This window comes from Chryseobacterium sp. KCF3-3, from assembly GCF_045865955.1.
Lineage (GTDB): Bacteria > Bacteroidota > Bacteroidia > Flavobacteriales > Weeksellaceae > Chryseobacterium.
Genome location: NZ_AP035792.1, coordinates 337,956 through 358,966, shown reverse-complemented (window position 1 = coordinate 358,966; position 21,011 = coordinate 337,956). Strand labels below are relative to the sequence as shown.

At 35.2% G+C, this 21,011-nt stretch carries 16 protein-coding genes and 1 pseudogene; 12 read left to right on the top strand and 5 right to left on the bottom strand.

Annotated features, from left to right (window positions below):
• The first annotated feature begins 3 nt into the window (after positions 1 to 3).
• The 7 genes and pseudogenes from ACKTTZ_RS01650 to ACKTTZ_RS01620 all read left to right on the top strand — a co-directional run bounded on the left by ACKTTZ_RS01650 (position 4) and on the right by ACKTTZ_RS01620 (position 9,580).
• On the top strand, positions 4 to 3,246 hold the full coding sequence (locus ACKTTZ_RS01650; RefSeq protein ID WP_407847065.1) for a hypothetical protein: 3,243 nt from the start codon (positions 4 to 6) through the stop codon (positions 3,244 to 3,246).
• Positions 3,247 to 3,252: 6 nt separating this feature from the next.
• Positions 3,253 to 6,675 carry a DUF6443 domain-containing protein gene (locus ACKTTZ_RS01645; RefSeq protein WP_407847064.1) on the top strand — a complete coding sequence of 1,141 codons (3,423 nt, stop codon included), beginning with the start codon at positions 3,253 to 3,255 and terminating at the stop codon, positions 6,673 to 6,675.
• On the top strand, positions 6,653 to 7,138 hold the full coding sequence (locus tag ACKTTZ_RS01640; RefSeq protein WP_407847063.1) for a hypothetical protein: 486 nt from the start codon (positions 6,653 to 6,655) through the stop codon (positions 7,136 to 7,138). Before ACKTTZ_RS01645 ends, ACKTTZ_RS01640 begins: the two co-directional genes overlap by 23 nt.
• Positions 7,139 to 7,345: 207 nt before the next feature.
• Complete coding sequence (locus ACKTTZ_RS01635) at positions 7,346 to 7,771, top strand: RHS repeat-associated core domain-containing protein (RefSeq protein ID WP_407847062.1); 426 nt, start codon at positions 7,346 to 7,348, stop codon at positions 7,769 to 7,771.
• 134 nt (positions 7,772 to 7,905) lie between these two features.
• Positions 7,906 to 8,053: pseudogene (locus ACKTTZ_RS01630) on the top strand (RHS repeat-associated core domain-containing protein); the annotation flags it as partial.
• Between the two features lie 598 nt (positions 8,054 to 8,651).
• Positions 8,652 to 9,095, top strand: coding sequence for a JAB-like toxin 1 domain-containing protein (locus tag ACKTTZ_RS01625; RefSeq protein WP_407847061.1), 444 nt, complete (start codon positions 8,652 to 8,654; stop codon positions 9,093 to 9,095).
• Entirely contained in the window at positions 9,092 to 9,580 is a 489-nt protein-coding gene (locus ACKTTZ_RS01620; protein ID WP_407847060.1) for a hypothetical protein, read from the top strand. The genes ACKTTZ_RS01625 and ACKTTZ_RS01620 overlap by 4 nt, the downstream gene beginning before the upstream one ends.
• A gap of 241 nt (positions 9,581 to 9,821) precedes the next feature.
• On the opposite strand, the gene ACKTTZ_RS01615 is transcribed toward ACKTTZ_RS01620, so the two are convergent.
• A complete protein-coding gene (locus ACKTTZ_RS01615; RefSeq protein ID WP_034695151.1) occupies positions 9,822 to 11,051 on the bottom strand; it encodes an FtsX-like permease family protein in 1,230 nt (409 codons plus the stop codon).
• Between the two features lie 4 nt (positions 11,052 to 11,055).
• On the opposite strand from ACKTTZ_RS01615, the gene ACKTTZ_RS01610 reads away from it, so the two are divergent.
• Positions 11,056 to 12,252 carry a DUF1343 domain-containing protein gene (locus ACKTTZ_RS01610; RefSeq protein ID WP_034695229.1) on the top strand — a complete coding sequence of 399 codons (1,197 nt, stop codon included), beginning with the start codon at positions 11,056 to 11,058 and terminating at the stop codon, positions 12,250 to 12,252.
• Here ACKTTZ_RS01610 and ACKTTZ_RS01605 read toward each other — a convergent pair whose 3' ends face one another.
• The 4 genes from ACKTTZ_RS01605 to ACKTTZ_RS01590 all read right to left on the bottom strand — a co-directional run bounded on the left by ACKTTZ_RS01605 (position 12,253) and on the right by ACKTTZ_RS01590 (position 14,828).
• Complete coding sequence (locus ACKTTZ_RS01605) at positions 12,253 to 12,459, bottom strand: hypothetical protein (RefSeq protein ID WP_034695152.1); 207 nt, start codon at positions 12,457 to 12,459, stop codon at positions 12,253 to 12,255. It abuts the gene before it with no gap.
• Positions 12,460 to 12,463: 4 nt separating this feature from the next.
• Positions 12,464 to 13,096 carry a DUF3575 domain-containing protein gene (locus tag ACKTTZ_RS01600; RefSeq protein WP_034695154.1) on the bottom strand — a complete coding sequence of 211 codons (633 nt, stop codon included), beginning with the start codon at positions 13,094 to 13,096 and terminating at the stop codon, positions 12,464 to 12,466.
• Positions 13,097 to 13,109: 13 nt separating this feature from the next.
• Complete coding sequence (locus ACKTTZ_RS01595) at positions 13,110 to 14,285, bottom strand: thioredoxin fold domain-containing protein (protein WP_034695155.1); 1,176 nt, start codon at positions 14,283 to 14,285, stop codon at positions 13,110 to 13,112.
• Positions 14,286 to 14,468: 183 nt separating this feature from the next.
• The gene (locus ACKTTZ_RS01590; protein WP_407847059.1) at positions 14,469 to 14,828 is read right to left on the bottom strand and encodes a winged helix-turn-helix transcriptional regulator; all 360 of its coding nucleotides are present in this window, start codon (positions 14,826 to 14,828) and stop codon (positions 14,469 to 14,471) included.
• 142 nt (positions 14,829 to 14,970) lie between these two features.
• Here ACKTTZ_RS01590 and ACKTTZ_RS01585 point away from each other — a divergent pair, with 142 nt between their 5' ends.
• The 4 genes from ACKTTZ_RS01585 to ACKTTZ_RS01570 all read left to right on the top strand — a co-directional run bounded on the left by ACKTTZ_RS01585 (position 14,971) and on the right by ACKTTZ_RS01570 (position 21,005).
• The gene (locus tag ACKTTZ_RS01585; RefSeq protein ID WP_407847058.1) at positions 14,971 to 15,915 is read left to right on the top strand and encodes an alpha/beta hydrolase; all 945 of its coding nucleotides are present in this window, start codon (positions 14,971 to 14,973) and stop codon (positions 15,913 to 15,915) included.
• 18 nt (positions 15,916 to 15,933) lie between these two features.
• Positions 15,934 to 16,500: a cysteine hydrolase family protein gene (locus ACKTTZ_RS01580; protein ID WP_407847057.1), complete on the top strand. Its 567-nt coding sequence runs from the start codon at positions 15,934 to 15,936 to the stop codon at positions 16,498 to 16,500.
• 218 nt (positions 16,501 to 16,718) lie between these two features.
• Positions 16,719 to 18,302, top strand: coding sequence for a histidine kinase (locus ACKTTZ_RS01575; RefSeq protein WP_253317016.1), 1,584 nt, complete (start codon positions 16,719 to 16,721; stop codon positions 18,300 to 18,302).
• 129 nt (positions 18,303 to 18,431) lie between these two features.
• Positions 18,432 to 21,005 (top strand): zinc-dependent metalloprotease, encoded by a 2,574-nt coding sequence (locus ACKTTZ_RS01570; protein ID WP_407849125.1) that lies wholly within the window; start codon positions 18,432 to 18,434, stop codon positions 21,003 to 21,005.
• Positions 21,006 to 21,011: the final 6 nt, after the last annotated feature.

Genomic DNA, 21,011 nt, shown 5'->3' with positions numbered 1-21,011 from the left:
AAGATGATAAGAAAAAAAATATTTTTATGGATCTGGGTTTGTTCTTCAATTTTTGGAACAAACACCTTCGCACAAGGGACTACAGCTGCCATAGATAATCAATATGTGCCTAAAATTTTTGGAAGTTCTCCTCAAGCAATGGCAATGGCTAAAGTATCTGAAATACCAGTAGATATTTCAACAGGAAGAATTAATTATACAATTCCTTTATTTGATATTAAAGAGGGTGAATTTTCGTTGCCTGTTAATCTTTCCTATAATTATTCCGGATTATTACTGGATGAAATCCCGGGCTACGCCGGAGTTGGCTGGACATTTAATATTGGTGGACAAATTCTGCATAGTATAAAAGCCCTTAATGATGAATACCACAAAACAGATAAATCAAAAATTGATGATTTCGTCAATCACAGAGCCCCTTATGACACAGAATGCAATGTAACTCTTTCTAGCCCAAACCATGGAATTTTGATGGGGTTACTTAATGGTTTAATTGATGGAGAAACTGATAAATATACCATGAATATCGGGGATATAAATGCCAGTTTTTATTTGGACAAAAATAATAATCCGGTATTTATTAAGAATGAAAACTATCAGGTTATTGCAATTGAAGGGACGAGTTTTAAAGTTGTTGATGACAGAGGAATTATCTATAAATTTTCAACATTATCTACAGGACATACCTATGCTCCGGAACTTGAACATCCTGATTATGTAGCATCCTATCTTATTACAGAAATTAGTTTTCCCGACTCTTCTAATAAAATTTTATTTGAATATGGGGATAATGCCGGGGAATTATTAGATGCTCATGTATCTCAAACAAAAATCCTTGAATCACATTCTCAGACAGGAGTAATCGATACAAATAGAAATGTAAACAATTATTCTTCTGACGGGGTAACCACGCCGTTATTAACTAAAATCACAACCAGCAGTTCTATTATAGAGATTAGCTATAATAAAAATCTAAGTGAAGCAGGAATAGCAACTATTTCCAATATAAAGGTTAAAAATACGGGTCAAACAATAACAGATCAGTTTGAATTCACCTATTCCGATTGGCTTTGGAGGAGAAGAAATCTTCAGCAAGTCACCCATAATGGAATCTCAGTAGCTCAGATGGAATATGATATGACTTCCAATTATCCCGATCAAATAATTACCCCAATGCCTAATCCAAACAATGTTAATAGTATAGTTCTCAAAAAAGACTTATGGGGTTATTATAACAGTGGAGTCCAGCCAGTTACAAATAGTACGGATCCATCTTCCAGACCTAGCATGAAGCCTAATTTTGATGATACCAAAATAGGCTCTCTTACCAAAATTATTTATCCTACTAAAGGATATTCTTTAATAACTTATGAGCCCAATTTTGTACATGCAAATGGTGAGATGAGTTTACCTTATGAAACTGCAGGAATATATTATACAGGAGGCGCTTCAACATCGCGTGCCATTGGAGAAACTATTGATAATACTTTTACAATAAATACACTTAATAATTCTGAAACTGAAGTAAAGATAACGTCATTCCTGAATAATGATTCTAATTATCCAGTATCTGATGAGCTCAGAACAGCAGAAACCACAATATATAAAGATGGAAATCCTTCAGTTAATCTTTTTAAAGATAGTAAAACATGGCTTTGGTCAGATCCACAACCCACTAATACGTGGCAGCCATCCCCATTATCCCGGACCAAAACTACGAGCATATATTTGCCAAATGGTACTTATCACGTAAAATCATATTCTAACTATGGATGTACTGCGAAAATTTCAGTTTCTATTAAGAATTTCTTGTCTGATTATGACCAGCCAATCGGTGGTATTAGAGTAAAAAAAGTACAAAACTGTGATTTTAACAACGTATGTACCACAACTCAATATAATTATACAAGTAATAATAAAAGCACAGGGCTATTGCTTCAGGAGCCTCAATTCTATTCCGGTTCTTTTTCAAGCTACAGTGAGACAGGATCGCCAGGAGACAGTGCAGGTGGGAGTTCTGGAGCTGGATTTTTCCCTGTTTATTATTCTTCAAAATATTATAGCTATAATAATATTTATCCTTTGTCTCCTTACAGAGGAAGCCCTGTTTTATACCAAAGTGTAGCAAAAGAATTATTAGATAATAACAGTAATTCAAAAGGGAGGATCATCACAGAATACTATTCCCCTGTTGGATTGTCAGATCCCCGGTACAATGATAACCTTTCTATAGGTATGCTAAAAAATGAAACAGTATATGCTGCCAATGATAATAACTTTCTTAAAAAGACTATTCAAAATAAATCTACAATAAAAAATATTTCCAAAAGTACTGTATATGGTACTGCAATAAAACAGACATCAACCTATGTTCCCGGTGGACCAGGAATGCCTAAATATAATTTTAGCCAGCCCGATAATAGTAAACATGAGGCTATCAACTATATGCCAACCAAAATAACAGATAGTATTAGATTCAATCAAAGCTACATAACCCAAAATACAAATCTTGATTATAATTTGAATACGGGAAATTTACTTAACAAAAGTATTACTTACGCGGATGGTAATGTTAGTATTCAAACCTATCAGTACGCCCATGAAAAAGGCAATCAGCTGATGATCTCAAAAAACATGGTAGGTATTCCAATGGAAACAAAAACCCAGCAAACAGTAAATAATATTACTAAAGTAACGTCAAGAGAAGAAACTATTTATCCAACTTCTTTGCCTCATGCAATCACCGGAAACTTAGTACTTCCATTATCTGAATACTCTTATGATAATTTGAGTCCTGCTGTTTCTTCTAAAGAAGTTACCTATGAAAAATATGATGACAAAGGAAATATTCTTCAATACAGGGAGAAAGACGGTACTCCGGTAAGTATTGTGTGGGGATACAACAAAACAAGACCCATTGCCAAAGTTGTAGGGGTATTGTATAGTCAGGTGGAAGGTTTGATCACTACTATGGTAGCGAAATCCAATGAAGATGCTGCTGATCCCACCAAAGAAGCTGAACTCTTAGTGGCTCTTGATGCTTTTCAGCCTGTTGGAATGACCACCAAATATACTTACGATCCTTTAGTAGGAGTAACCACTATTACTCCACCTTCAGGAGTTAGAGAACTCTATATTTATGACTCAGCTAACAGATTGAAACAGGTTCAGATAAGGGAAAGAGACAACACCGGAACCTATAGCTATAAGGTAGTTAAAGAATTCAAGTATAATTATAAACAGTAAACACCCATGAAAAAAATACAACTTTTAGGTCTGCTGTTTACAGCGATGACGGCCTTTGCACAAAGCACCACAGAAAACTATATACAGTCCAAAACCTGTTTAAATGGAGACTGCAGCAAGAAAACAGAAACAGTTACCTATTTTGACGGATTAGGAAGACCCAAACAGATCATTAGCGTAAAAGCCACCACCACAGGAAAAGACCTGGTTACCCCAGTTATATATGACGGGTTTGGAAGACAGGCTAAGGATATTCTTCCTGTTCCGGCTAACACCCTTAATTCTGCGATCCATACCGGAATTGTGAATGAGAGTACAGCTAATTCTTATTATGGCACAACCAATGCCTACACCGAAAAGGAGATTGAAAATTCTCCATTAGACAGGGTAAAGCAAGTCGCCCAGCCAGGTGATCCCTGGAAGATGGCGAGCGGACATACGCAAAAGCTTAAATATGAAGTGAACCTGGGTACAGAGGTGAAGAAATTTATCACCAATACAACCACAGCTACCGCAGGAACAGATAACAAGACCATTTCTTCTGTATCCATAGCACCAGGCAGCGGCTTTTATAATGCGGGGGTTCTGTACAAAAATACGGTAACCGATGAAGACGGAACTCCGGTTATCCAGTTTCAGAACGGACGTGGAGAAACGATGCTGGTGCGTAGAACAGATGGAACACAAAATATAGACACCTATTATGTCTATAATGAATATGGGCAAAAGGCATTTGTGATTCCTGCGCTGGCGCTCAAAAAAATTGAACAAAATAACAATACCGTTACCACGGATATTTTGAACACCTATTGTTACCAGTACAGGTACGATGGTTTGGACAGACAGGTAGAGAAAAGACTTCCGGGAAGAGATGATTGGGAATCTGTAGTGTATGATGCAGCAGACCGACCAGTACTAACTCAGGATGTGAACCTGAAAACTAAAGGACAATGGCTGCTAACCAAGTATGATACTTTTGGTCGTACCATTTACACAGGGCTTATTTCTGGTGGAGACAGAGCCTCTATGCAAAACCAGATAGGGACTCAGGTGATTAGTGAAAGTCCTACAGCAATTGGGTTTAATAAAAATGGCACTATGGTGTACTACACCAACAATTTCCTGCCAGGCTTTACCACGTTGCTTACAGTTAATTACTATGACTCTTATCCAAGAGATGCCAAGGAGCTTCCTCCTTCAAAAATTCTTGATCAATATGTAATCAACGATGACAAGGCTCTTAACGGAGGTGCGAATACTCAAGGTTTGACCACCGCCTCTTATGTGAAAAATATTGAAGATGATAACTGGACGAAAACCTATTTCTATTACAATACCAAAGGAGGAAAAGTAGCAGAAAAAAGCTGGAATCATTTAGGTGGGTACACCAAAAAGGAATTTAAGCTTGATTTCTCCAGTGCTGTAGATGAAAGCTATACCTATCACAAAAAAGGGAATACAGATGCAGAAGTGGTGATCAAAGAAACGTTTGTGTATGATGGGCAGAAAAGACTGCTGAAGCATTATCACAAAGTGAACAGCCAGCCAGAAGAACTGCTGGTAGAAAACACTTACAATGATCTGGGACAGCTTACCAATAAAAAGACAGGAAATACCACGGGTACACCGTTACAGTCTATAAACCAGACCTACAATATCCGCGGATGGATTACCAAAGTGAATGATCCTACGAGCTTAAATGGGAAGCTTTTTGCCTATGAACTGAAATACCATAATCCTGCGTATTCCACAGTTTCTACAGGAAAGTACAATGGTAATATTGCAGAGATAGATTGGCAGGCTGCTGACGGTGGAACGTTTAGAAGGTATAATTATCAGTATGATGGATTAGACCGATTGAAAAACGGGATCTATTCTGAGCCCAATGCCACTGTACCCCAGAATAATTATTATAATGAAGCCCTGAGCTATGATGTCAACGGGAATATCCAGACCCTGAAGAGAAACAGATTATTATCAAATGTAGGAGCTGTAGTGATGGATAATCTGGGATATACTTACACCGGGAATAGACTCACTAAAGTTAATGATTCTTCCGGAAATTATGCTGGCTACCCTGACGTATCAGGAAATGAGATTCCTTATGATAGTAACGGGAATATGACCAGCCATGTTGATAAAGGAATACTGCAGATCAGTTACAATTTCCTGAACCTTCCCAATCAAATACAATTCAATTCTTTGTATAAATCACGGGATTATTACAATCTGCTTTTTAATGTCAACACAAAATATGTATACAAAGCAGATGGCACCAAGCTTAAAAAGATGTATACCTTCGGTGCCGGCAAAGCAAATATAGAAACCACCTCTACTACAGACTATCTGGATGGATTTCAATATAACGATCAGATATTACAGTTTGTGCCTACTTCGGAAGGGTATTATGATTTCGTTCAGAATAAGTATATTTACAATTATACAGATCATTTAGGAAACATCAGATTGGCGTATTATAAAGATGCTTCCGGAAATGTGAAAATAGACAGAACTACCCATTATTATCCTTTTGGATTGGAGTTTGGTGGAGACCTAAACACTGCTAATTCAATTTCTCCAAATTATGTTTATTCATATAATGGAAAAGAAAAGCAAATAGAAACTGGATGGGATGATTATGGAGCTAGGATGTATATGCCTGATATAGGAAGATGGGGTGTTGTTGACCCGCTGGCGGAGAAAATGACAAGACATAGCCCCTATAATTATACGTTTAATAATCCTTTGAGATTTATTGATCCGGATGGGAGACAGGGGAAAGATATTTTTGAAATAGATAGAAATGGTTATCTCCATAATAGAGGAACGTCTGAAAGGGATGTAGTATATTCATCCAGTAATTTTGAAGGAGAAGGTGAAAACCGGAAGTTAAAAGAAAATAATGATAAAGGTGTGGATGTTGGAGAAAAAGGATTTGTAGAAAAAAATAGCAAAAAAACGGAAGGTGGTTTTGATTATATTGATTTTGGAAGAAATAATGAGACTACAGCATTAAACTATTTCTTCTATGCTGCAAAAAGTTCTGATAATGAATTTGGAATACTTACAGAAAGCAATTTTACGTTTGTCGGTACAGATCATAAACCAAGAGATGTATCTGGGATGACTTCACTTGTAGGTGATGGTTATAATGTTACACTTTTTGGGCATTCTCATCCAGGATTCTTGAGTAAAAATCTTCCAATATCAGGACCTTTAAATCCAAGTGGTTTTTTAATGACAAAATTTCCAAAAGCAGAAAATAATTATCAATTTAAATTCTATGAGAAAACTGAAATTGGAGATCGGGCAACGTCAGCCAAATTCCCAAGATCTAAAAATTTCATATATGCAAATGAATATGATACAACAATAATCTATAATTCAGAAACAATTTTAGAAGCATATGGTGGTAAGTTTAAAAAATAGCAATAAAATATTTTACATTTTATTTTGTATAATATTTTTTCAATTTGTAAAATCTCAAACCAATCAAAAAGATTTTTACAGAAATTTAGACTCTTATATTGAAAATAAAAAAGACTATAAATTTTTATTAATCTCCTTATCAAAAAAGTGTGGTAATGAATATTTATTTAATGTTAGCCCAAGATCATTTAATAGTATCAACGGGAAGAAATATTATTCTTATACTTATAAAGGTCTGCCAATTATTTATGAAATAAACTCAAAAAATACAACCTTGAAAATTAATTCCTTTTTCAAAAAATATCTTAAAAAAGGTAAATTCAATGTAAACTCTTTACCAAAATCTAGTGAGGATGATGCTTTTATAGATGCAATGTATTTTAAAGAAGATAAATATATTAGTAATGAAAATGAAGTAAGAGTATTTATGGAAAAAAAATGTTGCACTGATTCTAAACAATAATTAAGATAAATTGGAATGAAAATATTTTAGTATATAATTTAATAGATTATGAGTGTGAAAATTTAGAAGATGATAAATAATTCTCCCCGCTCACGCACGAATCCTTTCGTGTGGCAGATAAATAAAAAACCACTGCAATTGTGGTGGTCTTTTTCTATCTCTTAGAAAAGCCATTATATTATAGATCAGGTTGGAAACATAAGAGTGGTGTTCTTTAGAGATGCATCGGGAAATGCAGCAATCGACAGGACAACAGATTACTATCCCTTTGGGCTGGAATTTGGCGGAGATTTGAATATTGCCGGCTCTATGTCACCGAATTATACATATACCTCGCAAGGAAAAGAAAAGCAGATGGAAACCGGATGGAATGATTATGGAGCAAGGATGTATATGTCTGATATTGGAAGATGGGGTGTTGTAGATCCACTGGCGGAAATATCCCGTCGCTGGTCTACTTACGCTTACGCATATAACAATCCCATTAGATTCACTGACCCAGATGGTATGCAGAATAAGGATGTAATACTTTCAGGAGACCTCAAAGATAAAGCATTTGAACAGCTGCCTCGCTCTCGCACGAATCCCTTCGTGTGGAACTTATACTACAAATTCAGTATTTATTATTTGTGATGTTGATATATGAATTCAGAATAATAAAGAGCTTCTTTTAAAAATATAAGATCATTAAAAAACAAAAGTTTTTAGAAATTCAATCTGATGTATTGATCTATAGTTTTAAATAAACCACACGAAAGGATTCGTGCGGTAGCAGGGATTATGGAGCTAGGATGTATATGCCTGATATAGGAAGATGGGGAGTAGTTGATCCTTTAACAGAAACTTCAAGAAGATGGAGTCCTTACACATACGCTTATGGCAACCCAATGCGGTTTGTTGATCCAGACGGTATGCAAAATAAAGATATTACATTTGGAAAAAATATTTCGACAGAAACACAAAATAAAATTGTAAATGATTTAGAAAAAGAAACAGGTTTAACTTTATATGTTAGCAGTGATGGAAAACTTTCCCCGCTCCCGCACGAATCCTTTCGTGTGGTAGATAAAAATAAACCCACTGCAACCACGGTGGGTTTTATTTTTGGCTCAGAAATCTGAAATCTTGTTAACCATTAAATCCCTCGCTCTCGCACGAATCCCTTCGTGTGGAACTTATACTACAAATTCAGTATTTATTATTTGTGATGTTGATATATGAATTCAGAATAATAAAGAGCTTCTTTTAAAAATATAAGATCATTAAAAAACAAAAGTTTTTAGAAATTCAATCTGATGTATTGATCTATAGTTTTAAATAAACCACACGAAAGGATTCGTGCGGTAGCAGGGAATCTAAAACCGATGTAATTTACTCTGAGAAAAACTTTGATACTAATGGTAATCTTAAAACTGAGAATGATGGAGGGGTCGAAGTTGGTGAAAAAGGTTATATAGCAAAAAATTCTGGCAGTCAGGAAGTAGAAGTTTTAGATGGTGGTCAAACTACAAAAGTGACTTATGATTATTTAAAATTTGGGGGTAATACAGAAGGAGCAAAAAAAGTATTTGATTATTTAGCAGAAAATACAAGTGTAGAATTTAACAGGAATGTATTTACAAATTATAAGAGTGATAAATTCAGTTTTGTAGGTACTATTCATAAAGAAGATATGGTTCCTCTTATTAAATTAGGGGCAACATTAATAGAAAGTGAACATAATCATCCAGATGCAGTAACATTTTGGCCAAGTGGATTTAATGTAAATTATGATGTAGCAACTGGAAAATTTGATTATAGTAAGGGATTACCTACCGGTGATATTAAGGCAGCAAAAAATAATCCCAATGTTAAATTCCTGTTATATGCACCAAATTATTATGATGGAGCATTAAGAATACATTTTGATAGTCAGAAAATTATATCAATAACAAATCAAGAAAAAAAAGGAAAATGAAAAATGTAATTTTATTTTTAGTATTAATTCTATTTAATTCTTGTATTGCCCAACAAACTATCAAATCTATAAGTGATGATAAATTAGTGGAAAATATTGTCTCGCAATTTGGTGAGAAAGCTAAAATAAAAGTTGACAGTTCTGTTTTTGTTTTATATTTTCAAGAAAAACAAGAGATTACAGAGGTACAAAGCGGAATATCACATAAACACTCTTATAATGGCTTTACTATTATAATTTATAGATTTAAAAGCATATACCAAATAAGTGAATTTATTAAAGATTATAATGTTTATAAAAAATCAGAGAATACATTCTGTATTTTTGACAAAAGCAGTAGTTCAGAGTTTGTGAAAAGATTAAAGACAAATAAATTATCATATATAAAACCTAATAATGATAGCGGTTATGACCCTAAATCATGGGTTTTAAATTTTGATGCCAAGGGTAATCTAGAGAAGTGCTATCCTTACAATTGTAACTAAAAAATAAGCCTCCCCTGCTGGCGCGAGCGTCTCGCTCGCGTCCACAAATAAGATGAAGGTATATCCCCAGCTGGCAAAGTCTCCTGACTTTGGAGAGCAGGGATCATAAAAAACAAAAGTTTTTAGGAATTCAATCTTGTGTTTTGATCTCTGGTTGTAAACCAAACGAAAGGATTCGTGCGGTAGCAGTGGATAACGCCAAAATCAGTTTACCTAAAATCAATAACTATCAATTATAAGATTAGTTGTACTTAATCGCCTTCACCGGAGAAATTTTACTGATCAGGTAGCTTGGGATAATCAAAGCTAATCCAGAAATAAAAAGAATTCCTACTGAGATAGAGATAATCGCGATTGGATTAAGATCTACAGGAACTGTACTCACGTAATAGTTTTCCGGATTAAGTTTTATTATGCCAAAGAATTTCTGGATTAAAATCAGTCCTAATCCGATAGCATTTCCATACAAAAGTCCAGGGATCATAATAATCAGGGTATAATTGATGAAAGTGGCTCTTATCTGTGAATTGCTTGCTCCTAATGTTTTCAGAAGACCAATAGAATTGGTTCGTTCAATAATAAGAATCAGAAGAACCATGATGATATTGATAACCACTACAATCAGCATGATAATAATGATTAAAGCAATATTGGTATCAAAAATACTGATCCAGTCTGTAATCTGTGGGAATTTTTCTGTCGCTTTTTCAGCATAGTTTTTATAACCGATCAGTTTTTCAATTTCAGGAAAATCTTTGTCGATATCATTTACATTTTTCAGGAAAATATCTATTCCACCAATTTCATCAGGTTTCATATCCTGAATTTTTCTTGCGTGATTTATTCCACCGATAACAAATTGTTCATCAATCAGTTTGATGTCAGTTCTATAAATCCCGATAACTCTGAATTTACGATAAAGTGGTTTTTGATCTGCTTTTAAAAATACAGTAACAATGCTGTCATTTACTTTAAGATGAAGATCTTTGGCGACTTTCTGGGAAATAGCAACATCATTGTTAAAACCTTTCTCTGTTACTTTTGGTGTTGTTCCGGCAATAAGAAATTTTTTGAATCTTAAACTGTCAAAATCTTTTCCTATTCCCTTGAATATAATGCCCGCAAAATTGTGCTCATTACGCATAATTCCGGTTACCGTCACATATTTTTGGGTACTTTCCACATCAGGAAGCTCTTTTATTTTGGCAATATTCAGTCCCTGATTATCCAGTACAGAAGTATTGTATGAAGAATTAGATCGTGTAGACCTTACAGTAATATGTCCGCTGAAATCAGCCAGCCTCTCCTTGATAGCTTTTTTGGAACCAAAACCAGTGGCTACAGTAATTAAGGAAACAATAATCCCCAATGCTACGGAAAGCCTGCCAATGAAGATGATAACCCTTGAAAGGTTATTTTTGTTATCTTTGGAAAATGCTATTTTTCTAGAGAAATATAAAGGAAATTTCAAGCTTATGAATTTAGATTTCAAAATTAAAAATTTACTTCTGATTTGCCTAATTTTTTTAGGAGTATTCAACCAATATTATTCTCAGACTCAAGTTCAACCGGATTTTAAAACCGGTGCAGACCAGCCTGAAATCTACTTACCGCTGCTAAAAAATAAAACGATAGGAGTGGTGACCAATCAGACAGGTTTAATGAGTGATAAAACCCATTTGGTTGATTTTCTGGTAAAAAACGGAATTAAAATCAAGTCTATTTTCGCTCCTGAACATGGCTTCAGAGGAGATGCTGATGCAGGGGCAAAAGTGAAAAATGGTGTAGATGTAAAAACAGGAATTCCCATTGTCTCTCTATATGGAAATAATAAAAAGCCAAAACCGGAACAACTTTCAGGAATTGATATCGTTGTTTTTGATATTCAGGATGTTGGTGTGAGGTTTTACACCTATATTTCCACTTTGTCTTACCTGATGGAAGCCGGAGCTGAAAATAATGTGGAGATCATGGTACTGGATCGTCCCAATCCACATGACGGATATACTGACGGACCTGTCTTGAGAAAAAAATGGACAAGTTTTGTTGGACTTCACGAAGTTCCCGTAGTATATGGATTGACAATAGGTGAGTATGGAAAGATGGTGAATGGTGAGAAATGGCTGAAAAATGAAGTTCAGGCTAAATATACGCTTGTTCAGATGAAGAATTATCATAAAAAGCAGCGTTATCAGATACTTGATAAACCTTCTCCTAATTTGCCTAATGATAAAGCCATCAATTTATATCCAAGTCTTTGCTTTTTTGAAGGAACTCAGGTTTCTGTGGGAAGAGGAACAGATCTTCCTTTCCAGATTTATGGCTCTCCATGGACGGAAAATTTGCCTTATCAGTTTACACCAAAGCCAAGCTATGGTGCTAAAGATCCCTTTCTGAACGGGAAATTATGCTATGGTGAAAACCTCTCCAATTATCCTAAAGATCTAAGAGAACTTAATCTGGAGTGGGTAATCAAAGCCTATCAAAATTATAAAAATCCCCAGCAGGATTTCTTTCTGAAAAATCTATGGTTTGATACTTTATCCGGAACTGATGAATTGAGAAAACAGATTATCGCAGGAAAATCAATTCCGGAAATTAAAGATTCATGGAAAAAAGATCTGGAAAGTTTCGAAAAGATCAGAACCAGATATGTGGTATATGAAGACTAATTAATCAAAATTTTGGGGCGGATTTTTATCATTTCTGCCCTTATTTAATATAAAGAGTCCCACAGTTAATCCGACAACTCCTGCAAAAGCCGTCATTAATGCCCTTTGTAATTTATCAGGCAGATCGTTCCCTAAATAATTCATTAAAAAAAGGATCACAAAAGTGATCACTGATATGATGATATGATTTCTTCCGAATGGTTTCATTGTACTATTTTAATTTATAAGAAATCATTACACCTCCTCTGTATGGGATGATTTCACCGCTTTTATTGAACTTCTCAGCAGAATCATAACGTCTTCCTGTAGACTTGTCATAACCTTTATAAAACCCTTGCGATGTTCCGATTGTTCCATAGATATCAAGATTCCATCGTTCAGATAACTGAAACTGGTATCCTGCAGTAACTCCCAGCATCACAGAAAATCCTTTCTGATAAAGATTAGAATTAACAAGAATTTCTCCATTCCAGTTTTCGGCGGTATTATCATTCCAATAGCTCCATTTTGATGCATTGTAAGCGGCAACAGATACATTGGCTCCTAGATACCAATGTTTGAAAGCTTCAGTAAAGTAATATCTTCCTTCTGCAGAGACAGAGTAAAACTGTAGTTTATGCCCACCGAAAGATTTCCATGGTGAAATGAAAACATCTCCCTGAATTGTATATTTTGGACTTATCTGTTTTTCTATTCCAAGGTTTAAAATCCCTATTGGAGCAAATAAAGCATTTCCTTTTATGTATAAACTTTTCTCTTGTCCTCCTTGTTCCTGTTCCTGAGCGCTCAACGTAGTTGCCGACAGGAAGGCTAGTATGCCTGCTGCTAATAATTTATATTTCATCCAGTATTAATGTTTATTTTATTTGCTTTAATAATTCATCTGCCAGTTGAGAATCCTTATTGCCCTGAACTGCCATGTTTCTGGACATTTCAGCATAGTTTTTTGCCATTTCTTTATTTCCTGTAAGGTGATAGAGTTTGGCAAGTATATAAGTGTTTTCAGAAGTTTCGCTTCTCATGACAGATTTTTCTGCCCATTCAGTAGCTTTCTTTAAGGAAACCGGTGTTTTCACATGATCTGCGAATATCCATGCTGCTCTCAGGAGCTCATTTGGATCAAAGGTATCAGAATTTTTATAATAGTCTAAAGCAGCTTTTTCGTATTCAGGAAAATTACTGTTTTGCTCATAATAGCTGAGCTTCGTCTGATTCAGCTTTTTTATAGCAGCTTCTTTTCCAACCAATGGTTCGGCAGTTTTCATGAAATAGTCATCGTTGATTTTTTTATTTTTATCATCAATTGACTGTTCTACTATTTTTCCTAACTTCAGCTGAGCATCAAATTCGGTATAAGTTTCTTCAGGAAGATATTTAATAATTTCTGCTTTTCTGGAAGCAAAGACATTGTAGTTGGTATCTTCTGATGATTTTACGAAATAAAGAAGAAATCCAATTTCATCCTTCGTAAGCTCTTCAGTTTTCTTTTTATTCTGGAAATATCTTTCAGAAGCTTTTTTTGCGAATTCATAATCTGAATTAGCATTAAGCTTCATAATGTTGATCAGGAATTCCGGGTCTTTTTCACCACCGGCAAAACGATCTTTAAGAGAACCTTTTTTATTTCCGGGTGAATTAATGTCCTGTGCCATTGCCACAAAGAGACTTTCTTCCATATATCCTGTATTTCTGGAAACAAGTTCACCTTCACCGTTCAGAAAAAGATAAGTAGGATAGGAACGTACTCCGAATTTTGAAGCAATGTCTCTTCCTTCTCCTTTCTCCATGTCAAATCTTGCATTAATGAAGTTGGTGTTGTAATAATCACTTACAGCTTTCTGAGTGAATACATTTTTTTCCATCATTTTGCATGGACCACACCAGGAAGCATATGCATCAATAAAAACCAATTTCTTTTCTTTCTTGGCTTTTGCAATAATATCTTTGAATGGCAGCTCCTGAAACTGGATGGCTTCCTGAGCAGAGATTGCGATGGCACAAAAAATAGATATCCCGGAGATGATCTTCTTCATTTTCAAATAAGATTTGTAGGCGAAGATAATTAATTTTCAAAATATAGCGTGCTGAATCTGTGGTCTGAACAACGATATTAACTAACTTTAAGACTTATTCCTGTTTTTTTGTCTTTCGGTTTGTGTATAAAATAAGAGTTGTTCTTTAGACTTTTTCTTTAAAAAAAGTAGTGAGAATTTAGCTTATTTTTTCTTCACTTTTTTATGCTCGTTACCCCATACTTCAAGCTGATTCAGAACAGGAATCAGTTTTTTTCCAATTTCTGTAAGCTCATATTCTACTTTTACGGGAACTTCTGCATATACTTTTTTGATGATTAGTTCCTCCTGTTCCATTTTTTTTAGCTGAAGGGTAAGCATTCTTTCAGAAATATTGTGGATCTTATCTTTCAGTTCAAAAAATCTCAGTTTTCCATGTTTAAGATGATAACAGATGGAAAGTATCCAGCGGCCACTGATCAGATTCACAGCATATATTTCAGAACAGCTGTACTCCAGTGTTTTCTTATTTTCATTATTGGTGGATGATTCTTTAATACTCATACTTACATTTTTGTTCGTTCCAGACAATCATTTGTACACTTGGAAAGCATAATGTTGATAGGTAAATTTACAAATAAAAACAGGGAATATTCTGTTGAAAAATGGTTTTATGACTTGTTTAGTATAAAATATTTGAAATATTATGAATTTTAATAGAATTAACATTGATCTGAAAAATAGCATTGAAAATGTTCCTTATTCGTTAGAAATTGATGAAAATTTATTTTTGAATAGCCCGGAAATTATTCAGCAGGAAAGAAAAGAATTTACGAAAGCACATCCTTTTAAAAAACCGCCTCATATTGCTGTGCAAGATATCTTTATACCGAGTTCGGAAGATGGATATGAGATCAGACTTCACGTATACCAGCCTGAAGATTTTAACCGTGACAAGGTTCTTCTTTACTTTCATGGAGGAGGATATGTTTTCGGATTGCCGGAGCAGGTGGATGACCATATGTTTGAAATTGCAGATACACTTAAGGCAACTATTATTTCTGTTGATTACAGGCTGGCTCCTCAATACCGGTTTCCCATTCCTGTTTTAGATGGTTTTGATGCTTTACAATGGATCATAAGACATGGTGTTTCTGAGCTGGGGATTAATTCTGATCATATCACCGTTTTCGGGGCAAGTGCAGGTGGGCATCTGGCAGCGGCAGTAACTCAAATGGCAGCAGACCATACTATTAAAAATATAAAACATCAGTTTTTACTATATCCTGTCATTCACAACAGACTGAATACTCCTTCAATGGAAGAGTTTACAGATATTCCACTATGGAATAAAAATTACGCAAAGACAGCGTGGCTGCATTTTCTGGGCGAAGAAAATAAAGATAAAAGCATTCAATATTCGGATCTTACGTCTTATCATAATTTTTCCGGGTTGCCACAAACTACCATTGTTGCCTGTGAGTTGGATCCTTTAAGAGATGAAGATGTAGAATATGCTCAGCTCTTATATAAAGCAGGAGTGAAAACAGAATTATGGGTAATTCCCGGTGCGCTGCATGTATTTGATCTCTTTGATTCTCCTATGAAAGATGAATATAATAAGTTTCTTATGAGCAGACTTTTCCAATGATGTATAAAATAAAAACAGATGAAATTACGGGATAAAAAACCAGCACTGCTTCTTATTGATATTCAAAAAGGATTTCTTGATGAAAACTATTGGGGAGGAAACAGAAATAACAAAGAAGCAGAAAAATTAAGCGGAAAAATATTGGAAAAATGGCGGAATCTGAATTTGCCGGTGTTTCACATCAGGCACAGCTCAACCAATCTTACATCGAAACTGCATGAATCTGATCCTGGATTTGGATTTAATGATCATGTTTTACCTCTGAATGACGAATGTGTCATTACAAAAAACGTCAACAGTGCCTTTATAGGAACGGATCTGAAAGAAAAATTAGATCTTCAGAAAACGGATACTGTGGTGATTCTGGGACTTACGACCAATCATTGTGTTTCCACTACAGCAAGAATGGCGGGAAATTTTGGATATGAAACCTATGTAATTTCTGATGCTACGGCAGCTTTTGACAGAGTAGGGATACATGGAGAAAAATATGAAGCAGAATTGGTTCATTTCATGGCATTAGCCAATCTGAGTGAAGAATTTGCCACCATCCTGACTACCGAAGAATTAGTAAGAAAATTGTAGAAAAAATTAGAATCTGAATACATTGAAACTACCATCTTTTTGGTAGTTTTTTTATTTTTTTGAAATAAATAGCTGAAAATACATGTTTTTATTTAAAAAATAAGCTTGCCTACTGGCGGTTTAAAAGATAAAAATAATTCACTTTACAGTCCTGGAATCTTTGTTATATCTTTGCAAACGAATAATTTATATGTTGAGGAACTTACAATTTAGAGAATTTGATTATTAATTTTAAGCACGCTTTATCCAAAAAGTCCATTTATATTACTGCTTTGTCTGCCTGCCTGATTGCTGTGGCAGCATTTGCTGTTCTAAGTCTTCTGATCACTGAAGACAGCCGGAAAAATACCGATGATTTTGCAAAGAAAACATTCTTCCGAAAATATGAGTCTATAGAACATGAATTCAGAAATATTGAAGATTATCAATATCTGCTTCGTGCCCTGATCCAGAAAGACGGTCTGAAGAATTATAAAGATTATTCTTTGGTTTTAAATGATTTAAACAAAAAAAGAAATCTGCTCCCTTACAGCTGGTATTATTATGAAAACATTAATTCAGGAAAGTCTGAGAGCAATAATCCCTTATCTGATATTTTCAAGAATACAGATCATAAAGACAATTCTATTGTGATAAAAAACAATGGTCCGGGACATTTCAAAGACCTTTTGCTTACCAAAAAGGACAGCATGTACTGGGTAAGCTATGATTCTTTGATGCTGCCTGATAAAAACAAATTGTATTATGGTTCTACCGTGAGTCTGGATGATCTTCATCAATATTTTATTAACGTAGATAAAAGCTCCAATACTTACGCCTATGTTTTTACAAAAGAAGGAATCTGTATTACCCATCCTGAAAAAAAATACATCGGAAAGAATATTTTTGACTTTACGGATATTAAAGCTAATGATACCCTCACGAGCAAAACTGAAGCAGGATATACTAAAGGAACAGCGGTCTCAGAATATCTGGGAGTGGAAGTAACCCGCTTCATAAAACCATTGAAAACGGATAATTTTGAAGGATACACGGTAGTGAATCACGTGAATTTTATTATTGATGAAAATATCAGCAAGATAAAAACCTATACCGTTTATATTTTTCTGGCAGCATTGTTTCTTATTGTAACGGTCTTTATATTGTTTCAAAGAGCAACCAGCCTGGCCTATCAGGAGAAAGAGAAAATCCAGTCTGAGAAGAATTTATTGTTGATAGAGAACGAAAAGATGCATAAAGCCGAAGTAATCAATCAGCTTCAGCAGCTTAAAAATAATATCAATCCGCACTTCCTTTTCAATTCTCTGAATTCCCTTTATATGCTGATCGGGATTAATAAAGAAAATGCTCAGAAGTTTACCATGAATCTCTCTAAGATTTACAGGTATCTTATAGTGCCTCCGAAAGATAATATTGTTCCGATTTCGCAGGAAATCAAATTTATACAGCAATACATGGAACTTTTGAAAAGCAGGTTTGATGAAGAATTGAAGTTTGAATTGATTATTAATGCTCCGGAAAGTCTGGAAAAAAGAATTCCCTATTTATCTCTTCAGATTGTCACGGAAAATGCGACCAAACACAATATTGCAACCATAGATCAGCCTCTGGAAATCATCATTACCGTTGACAAGGATGGGATCACGGTAAAGAATACATGGCAGCCTAAAGCAGAAACAGTGCAGGGAGAGAAATTCGGAATTGATTATTTGAACCAAATTTATGGATATTTTAAGAATAATCTTCTTAATATTTCTGTAGATGGTGAATATTTCGTATGTTTTTTGCCTTTAATGGAGTAAAAATAAAATCCATTCACTCCCGAATTAGCACCATTCACTCCCTAATATTATATATATGATTCACGATACTTATAGCTTTGCTTACTGAAACTAAGATATTTACTATTTGGAATGAATCGGACTATTTTAATGAAGAATTACAGGCTCGCACTGTATCTCGGTCTTGCTATGGCCTCACCAATGGCAGTAGCACAGAAAAAAGATAAAGATACGGTAAAGGTCAACAAAGAAAAAACGGATAAGACAGAGACCTCTTCCTCAAAGAAAACCAAAAAAATTGAAGACCTGATCAAAAAAGGAACCTATAAAAAAGGACTCTTTAATACCATTCAGGTAAAGACGGATATTTATTTTGAAATTCCTGACAGTTTGATGGGACGTCAGTTTTTGGTGGTAAACAAACTTTCTCAGGTACCTATGCAGGTTAATGAAGCAGGTTTAAACAAAGGAATGAATTATGAAAATAAAGTCATCTCTTTTCACCGTGATCCTGTAGCTAAAAAAGTATGGGTAAAAACGATGGTGCCTAAAGTGTCATCTCCAAAAAATGATGCCATTACAAAATCGGTGAAGGATAACTTTTCAGAATCTGTCATTGAGGTTTTTGATATTGAGGCACAAAACAATGATTCTACAGCAGTAGCCATTAAAGTGAACAAAGTTTTTGATGGAAATCAAAAGAGCTTTAATGATGTTTTGGCCAATGTAGGATTAGGAGGATCTGTGAAATCAAGTCTTTCTTATATAGAAGGAGTGAAAACATTTCCTAAGAACCTTGTGGTGAAATCTCAATTGTCTACTTCTGTCAATGAAGGGGGCGTAGATCTTCCGGTAACTTTAGGTGTTACAACCAATCTGGTTCTGCTTTCTAAAATACCGATGAAACCAAGAGTTGCGGATTCAAGAGTAGGATTTTTCTCCGAAAAACACTGGTCGTTCAATGACAACCAGCAAAAAATGGATGAAAAATTTTTCATTACCAAATGGAATCTTGAACCTAAAGATGAAGATAAAGAAAAATATTTAAGAGGAGAGCTGGTAGAGCCTAAGAAACCGATCGTTTATTATATCGATCCGGCAACTCCAAAACAATGGCGTGAGAAAATCATTGCCGGAGTACATGACTGGCAGGCGGCGTTTGAGCAGGCAGGATTCAAAAATGCAGTGGTTGCGAAAATGCCGGATGAGAAAGATGAAGATTTTGATATTGATGATGTAAGATATTCTGTAATTACTTACGCCGCTTCGCCAAAGTCAAATGCAATGGGACCATCAGTAGTAGATCCGAGAAGTGGGGAAATTATTGAAGCAGATATCATCTGGTGGCATAATGTGATGACTTCTCTTCATGACTGGATGAGAATTCAGACAGGGCCTATTGATCCAAAAGCAAGAGGAAATAAATTCAGTGATGAACATATGGGTGAAGCCATCCGTTTTGTTTCATCTCATGAAGTAGGACACACTTTCGGACTGAAGCACAATATGGGAGCATCCTTTGCATTCCCGGTAGAGTCGCTTCGTTCCAAAGAATTTACAGACAAAATGGGCGGTACGGCACCTTCCATTATGGATTATGCACGTTACAATTACGTAGCTCAGCCGGAAGATGGCGTTACAGCAATCACTCCGAAAATTGGTCTTTATGATAAATATGCCATAGAGTGGGGTTACCGTTGGTATCCGGATGAATTCGTAGAGAAAAAAGCGCTGAAAAACCTAATTGAAAAACATGAAGATGACCCGATGTATTTCTATGGAGAGCAGCAGAGCTATCTGGAAACCATTGATCCGCGTTCACAGTCTGAAGATCTAGGTGATGATGCGATGAAAGCCAGCGAATATGGAATCAAAAACCTGAAAGTGGTGATTAACAACCTCTTGAAATGGACGTATGAAGATGGTAAAGAATACACAGATGCCGGAAAACTGTATCTGGGAGTGATCGGACAGTGGGATTTGTATACAGGTCATGTGATGGCGAATGTAGGAGGAATTTACCTTAACAATACTGTTTTTGGTAACAAAAAGAAAGCTTACGAAGCTGTACCTGCAGAAATTCAGAGAAGAGCGGTTGATTATCTTGTTAAAAATGCGATTAATCTTCCGGAGTGGTTATTCTTTAATCCGATTACAGAAAAAACATATCCGGTTAAAGATTCACCAATGGGACCATTCGAGCAGACGCCGTATACCCTGGCAAGAGGAATGCAGTATGCGAATATCTACTCCTTGTTTATGGATGACAGGCTGTTGAGGTTACTTGAAAATGAGCTGAAACATGAGATGTCCGGCTCTAAAGAAGAAATCTATACGGTTGAAAATTTATTTGATCAGGTAAGAACTGCCATTTTCAATAAAAAAGGAAGCCTTACGATGCTTGAGAAAATGACACAGAAAAATTATGTGGATGCCCTGATCGTTTCGGTGAACAAATTATTTGAAAAAACAGCGGTAAAAGGATTGAAAGTAGATGATACTTTGAATATGCCGACCATCTGTAATTTCCATGAAGAGGATCACGGTTTGAGGAATATCAATTATTCATCCATGAAAAGAGTATCTGAAGTGACGACTTACAAGAGAGCAGAACTTCAGAAAGTTCTGGACTTACTGAACAGAACAAGGTACAGAGGTGATGATGCTTCCAGAGCACATTACACAGATTTAATCATTCGTATACAAGAGGCTTTAAACAAATAAACGGCA

Coding starts and splice junctions, on each gene's coding strand:
- ACKTTZ_RS01610 (WP_034695229.1), top strand. CDS start 11,056: ATGAATTTAGATTTCAAAATTAAAAATTTACTTCTGATTTGCCTAATT.
- ACKTTZ_RS01645 (WP_407847064.1), top strand. CDS start 3,253: ATGAAAAAAATACAACTTTTAGGTCTGCTGTTTACAGCGATGACGGCC.
- ACKTTZ_RS01620 (WP_407847060.1), top strand. CDS start 9,092: ATGAAAAATGTAATTTTATTTTTAGTATTAATTCTATTTAATTCTTGT.
- ACKTTZ_RS01590 (WP_407847059.1), bottom strand. CDS start 14,828: ATGAGTATTAAAGAATCATCCACCAATAATGAAAATAAGAAAACACTG.
- ACKTTZ_RS01605 (WP_034695152.1), bottom strand. CDS start 12,459: ATGAAACCATTCGGAAGAAATCATATCATCATATCAGTGATCACTTTT.
- ACKTTZ_RS01570 (WP_407849125.1), top strand. CDS start 18,432: ATGAAGAATTACAGGCTCGCACTGTATCTCGGTCTTGCTATGGCCTCA.
- ACKTTZ_RS01640 (WP_407847063.1), top strand. CDS start 6,653: ATGGTGGTAAGTTTAAAAAATAGCAATAAAATATTTTACATTTTATTT.
- ACKTTZ_RS01585 (WP_407847058.1), top strand. CDS start 14,971: ATGAATTTTAATAGAATTAACATTGATCTGAAAAATAGCATTGAAAAT.
- ACKTTZ_RS01650 (WP_407847065.1), top strand. CDS start 4: ATGATAAGAAAAAAAATATTTTTATGGATCTGGGTTTGTTCTTCAATT.
- ACKTTZ_RS01595 (WP_034695155.1), bottom strand. CDS start 14,285: ATGAAGAAGATCATCTCCGGGATATCTATTTTTTGTGCCATCGCAATC.
- ACKTTZ_RS01600 (WP_034695154.1), bottom strand. CDS start 13,096: ATGAAATATAAATTATTAGCAGCAGGCATACTAGCCTTCCTGTCGGCA.
- ACKTTZ_RS01580 (WP_407847057.1), top strand. CDS start 15,934: ATGAAATTACGGGATAAAAAACCAGCACTGCTTCTTATTGATATTCAA.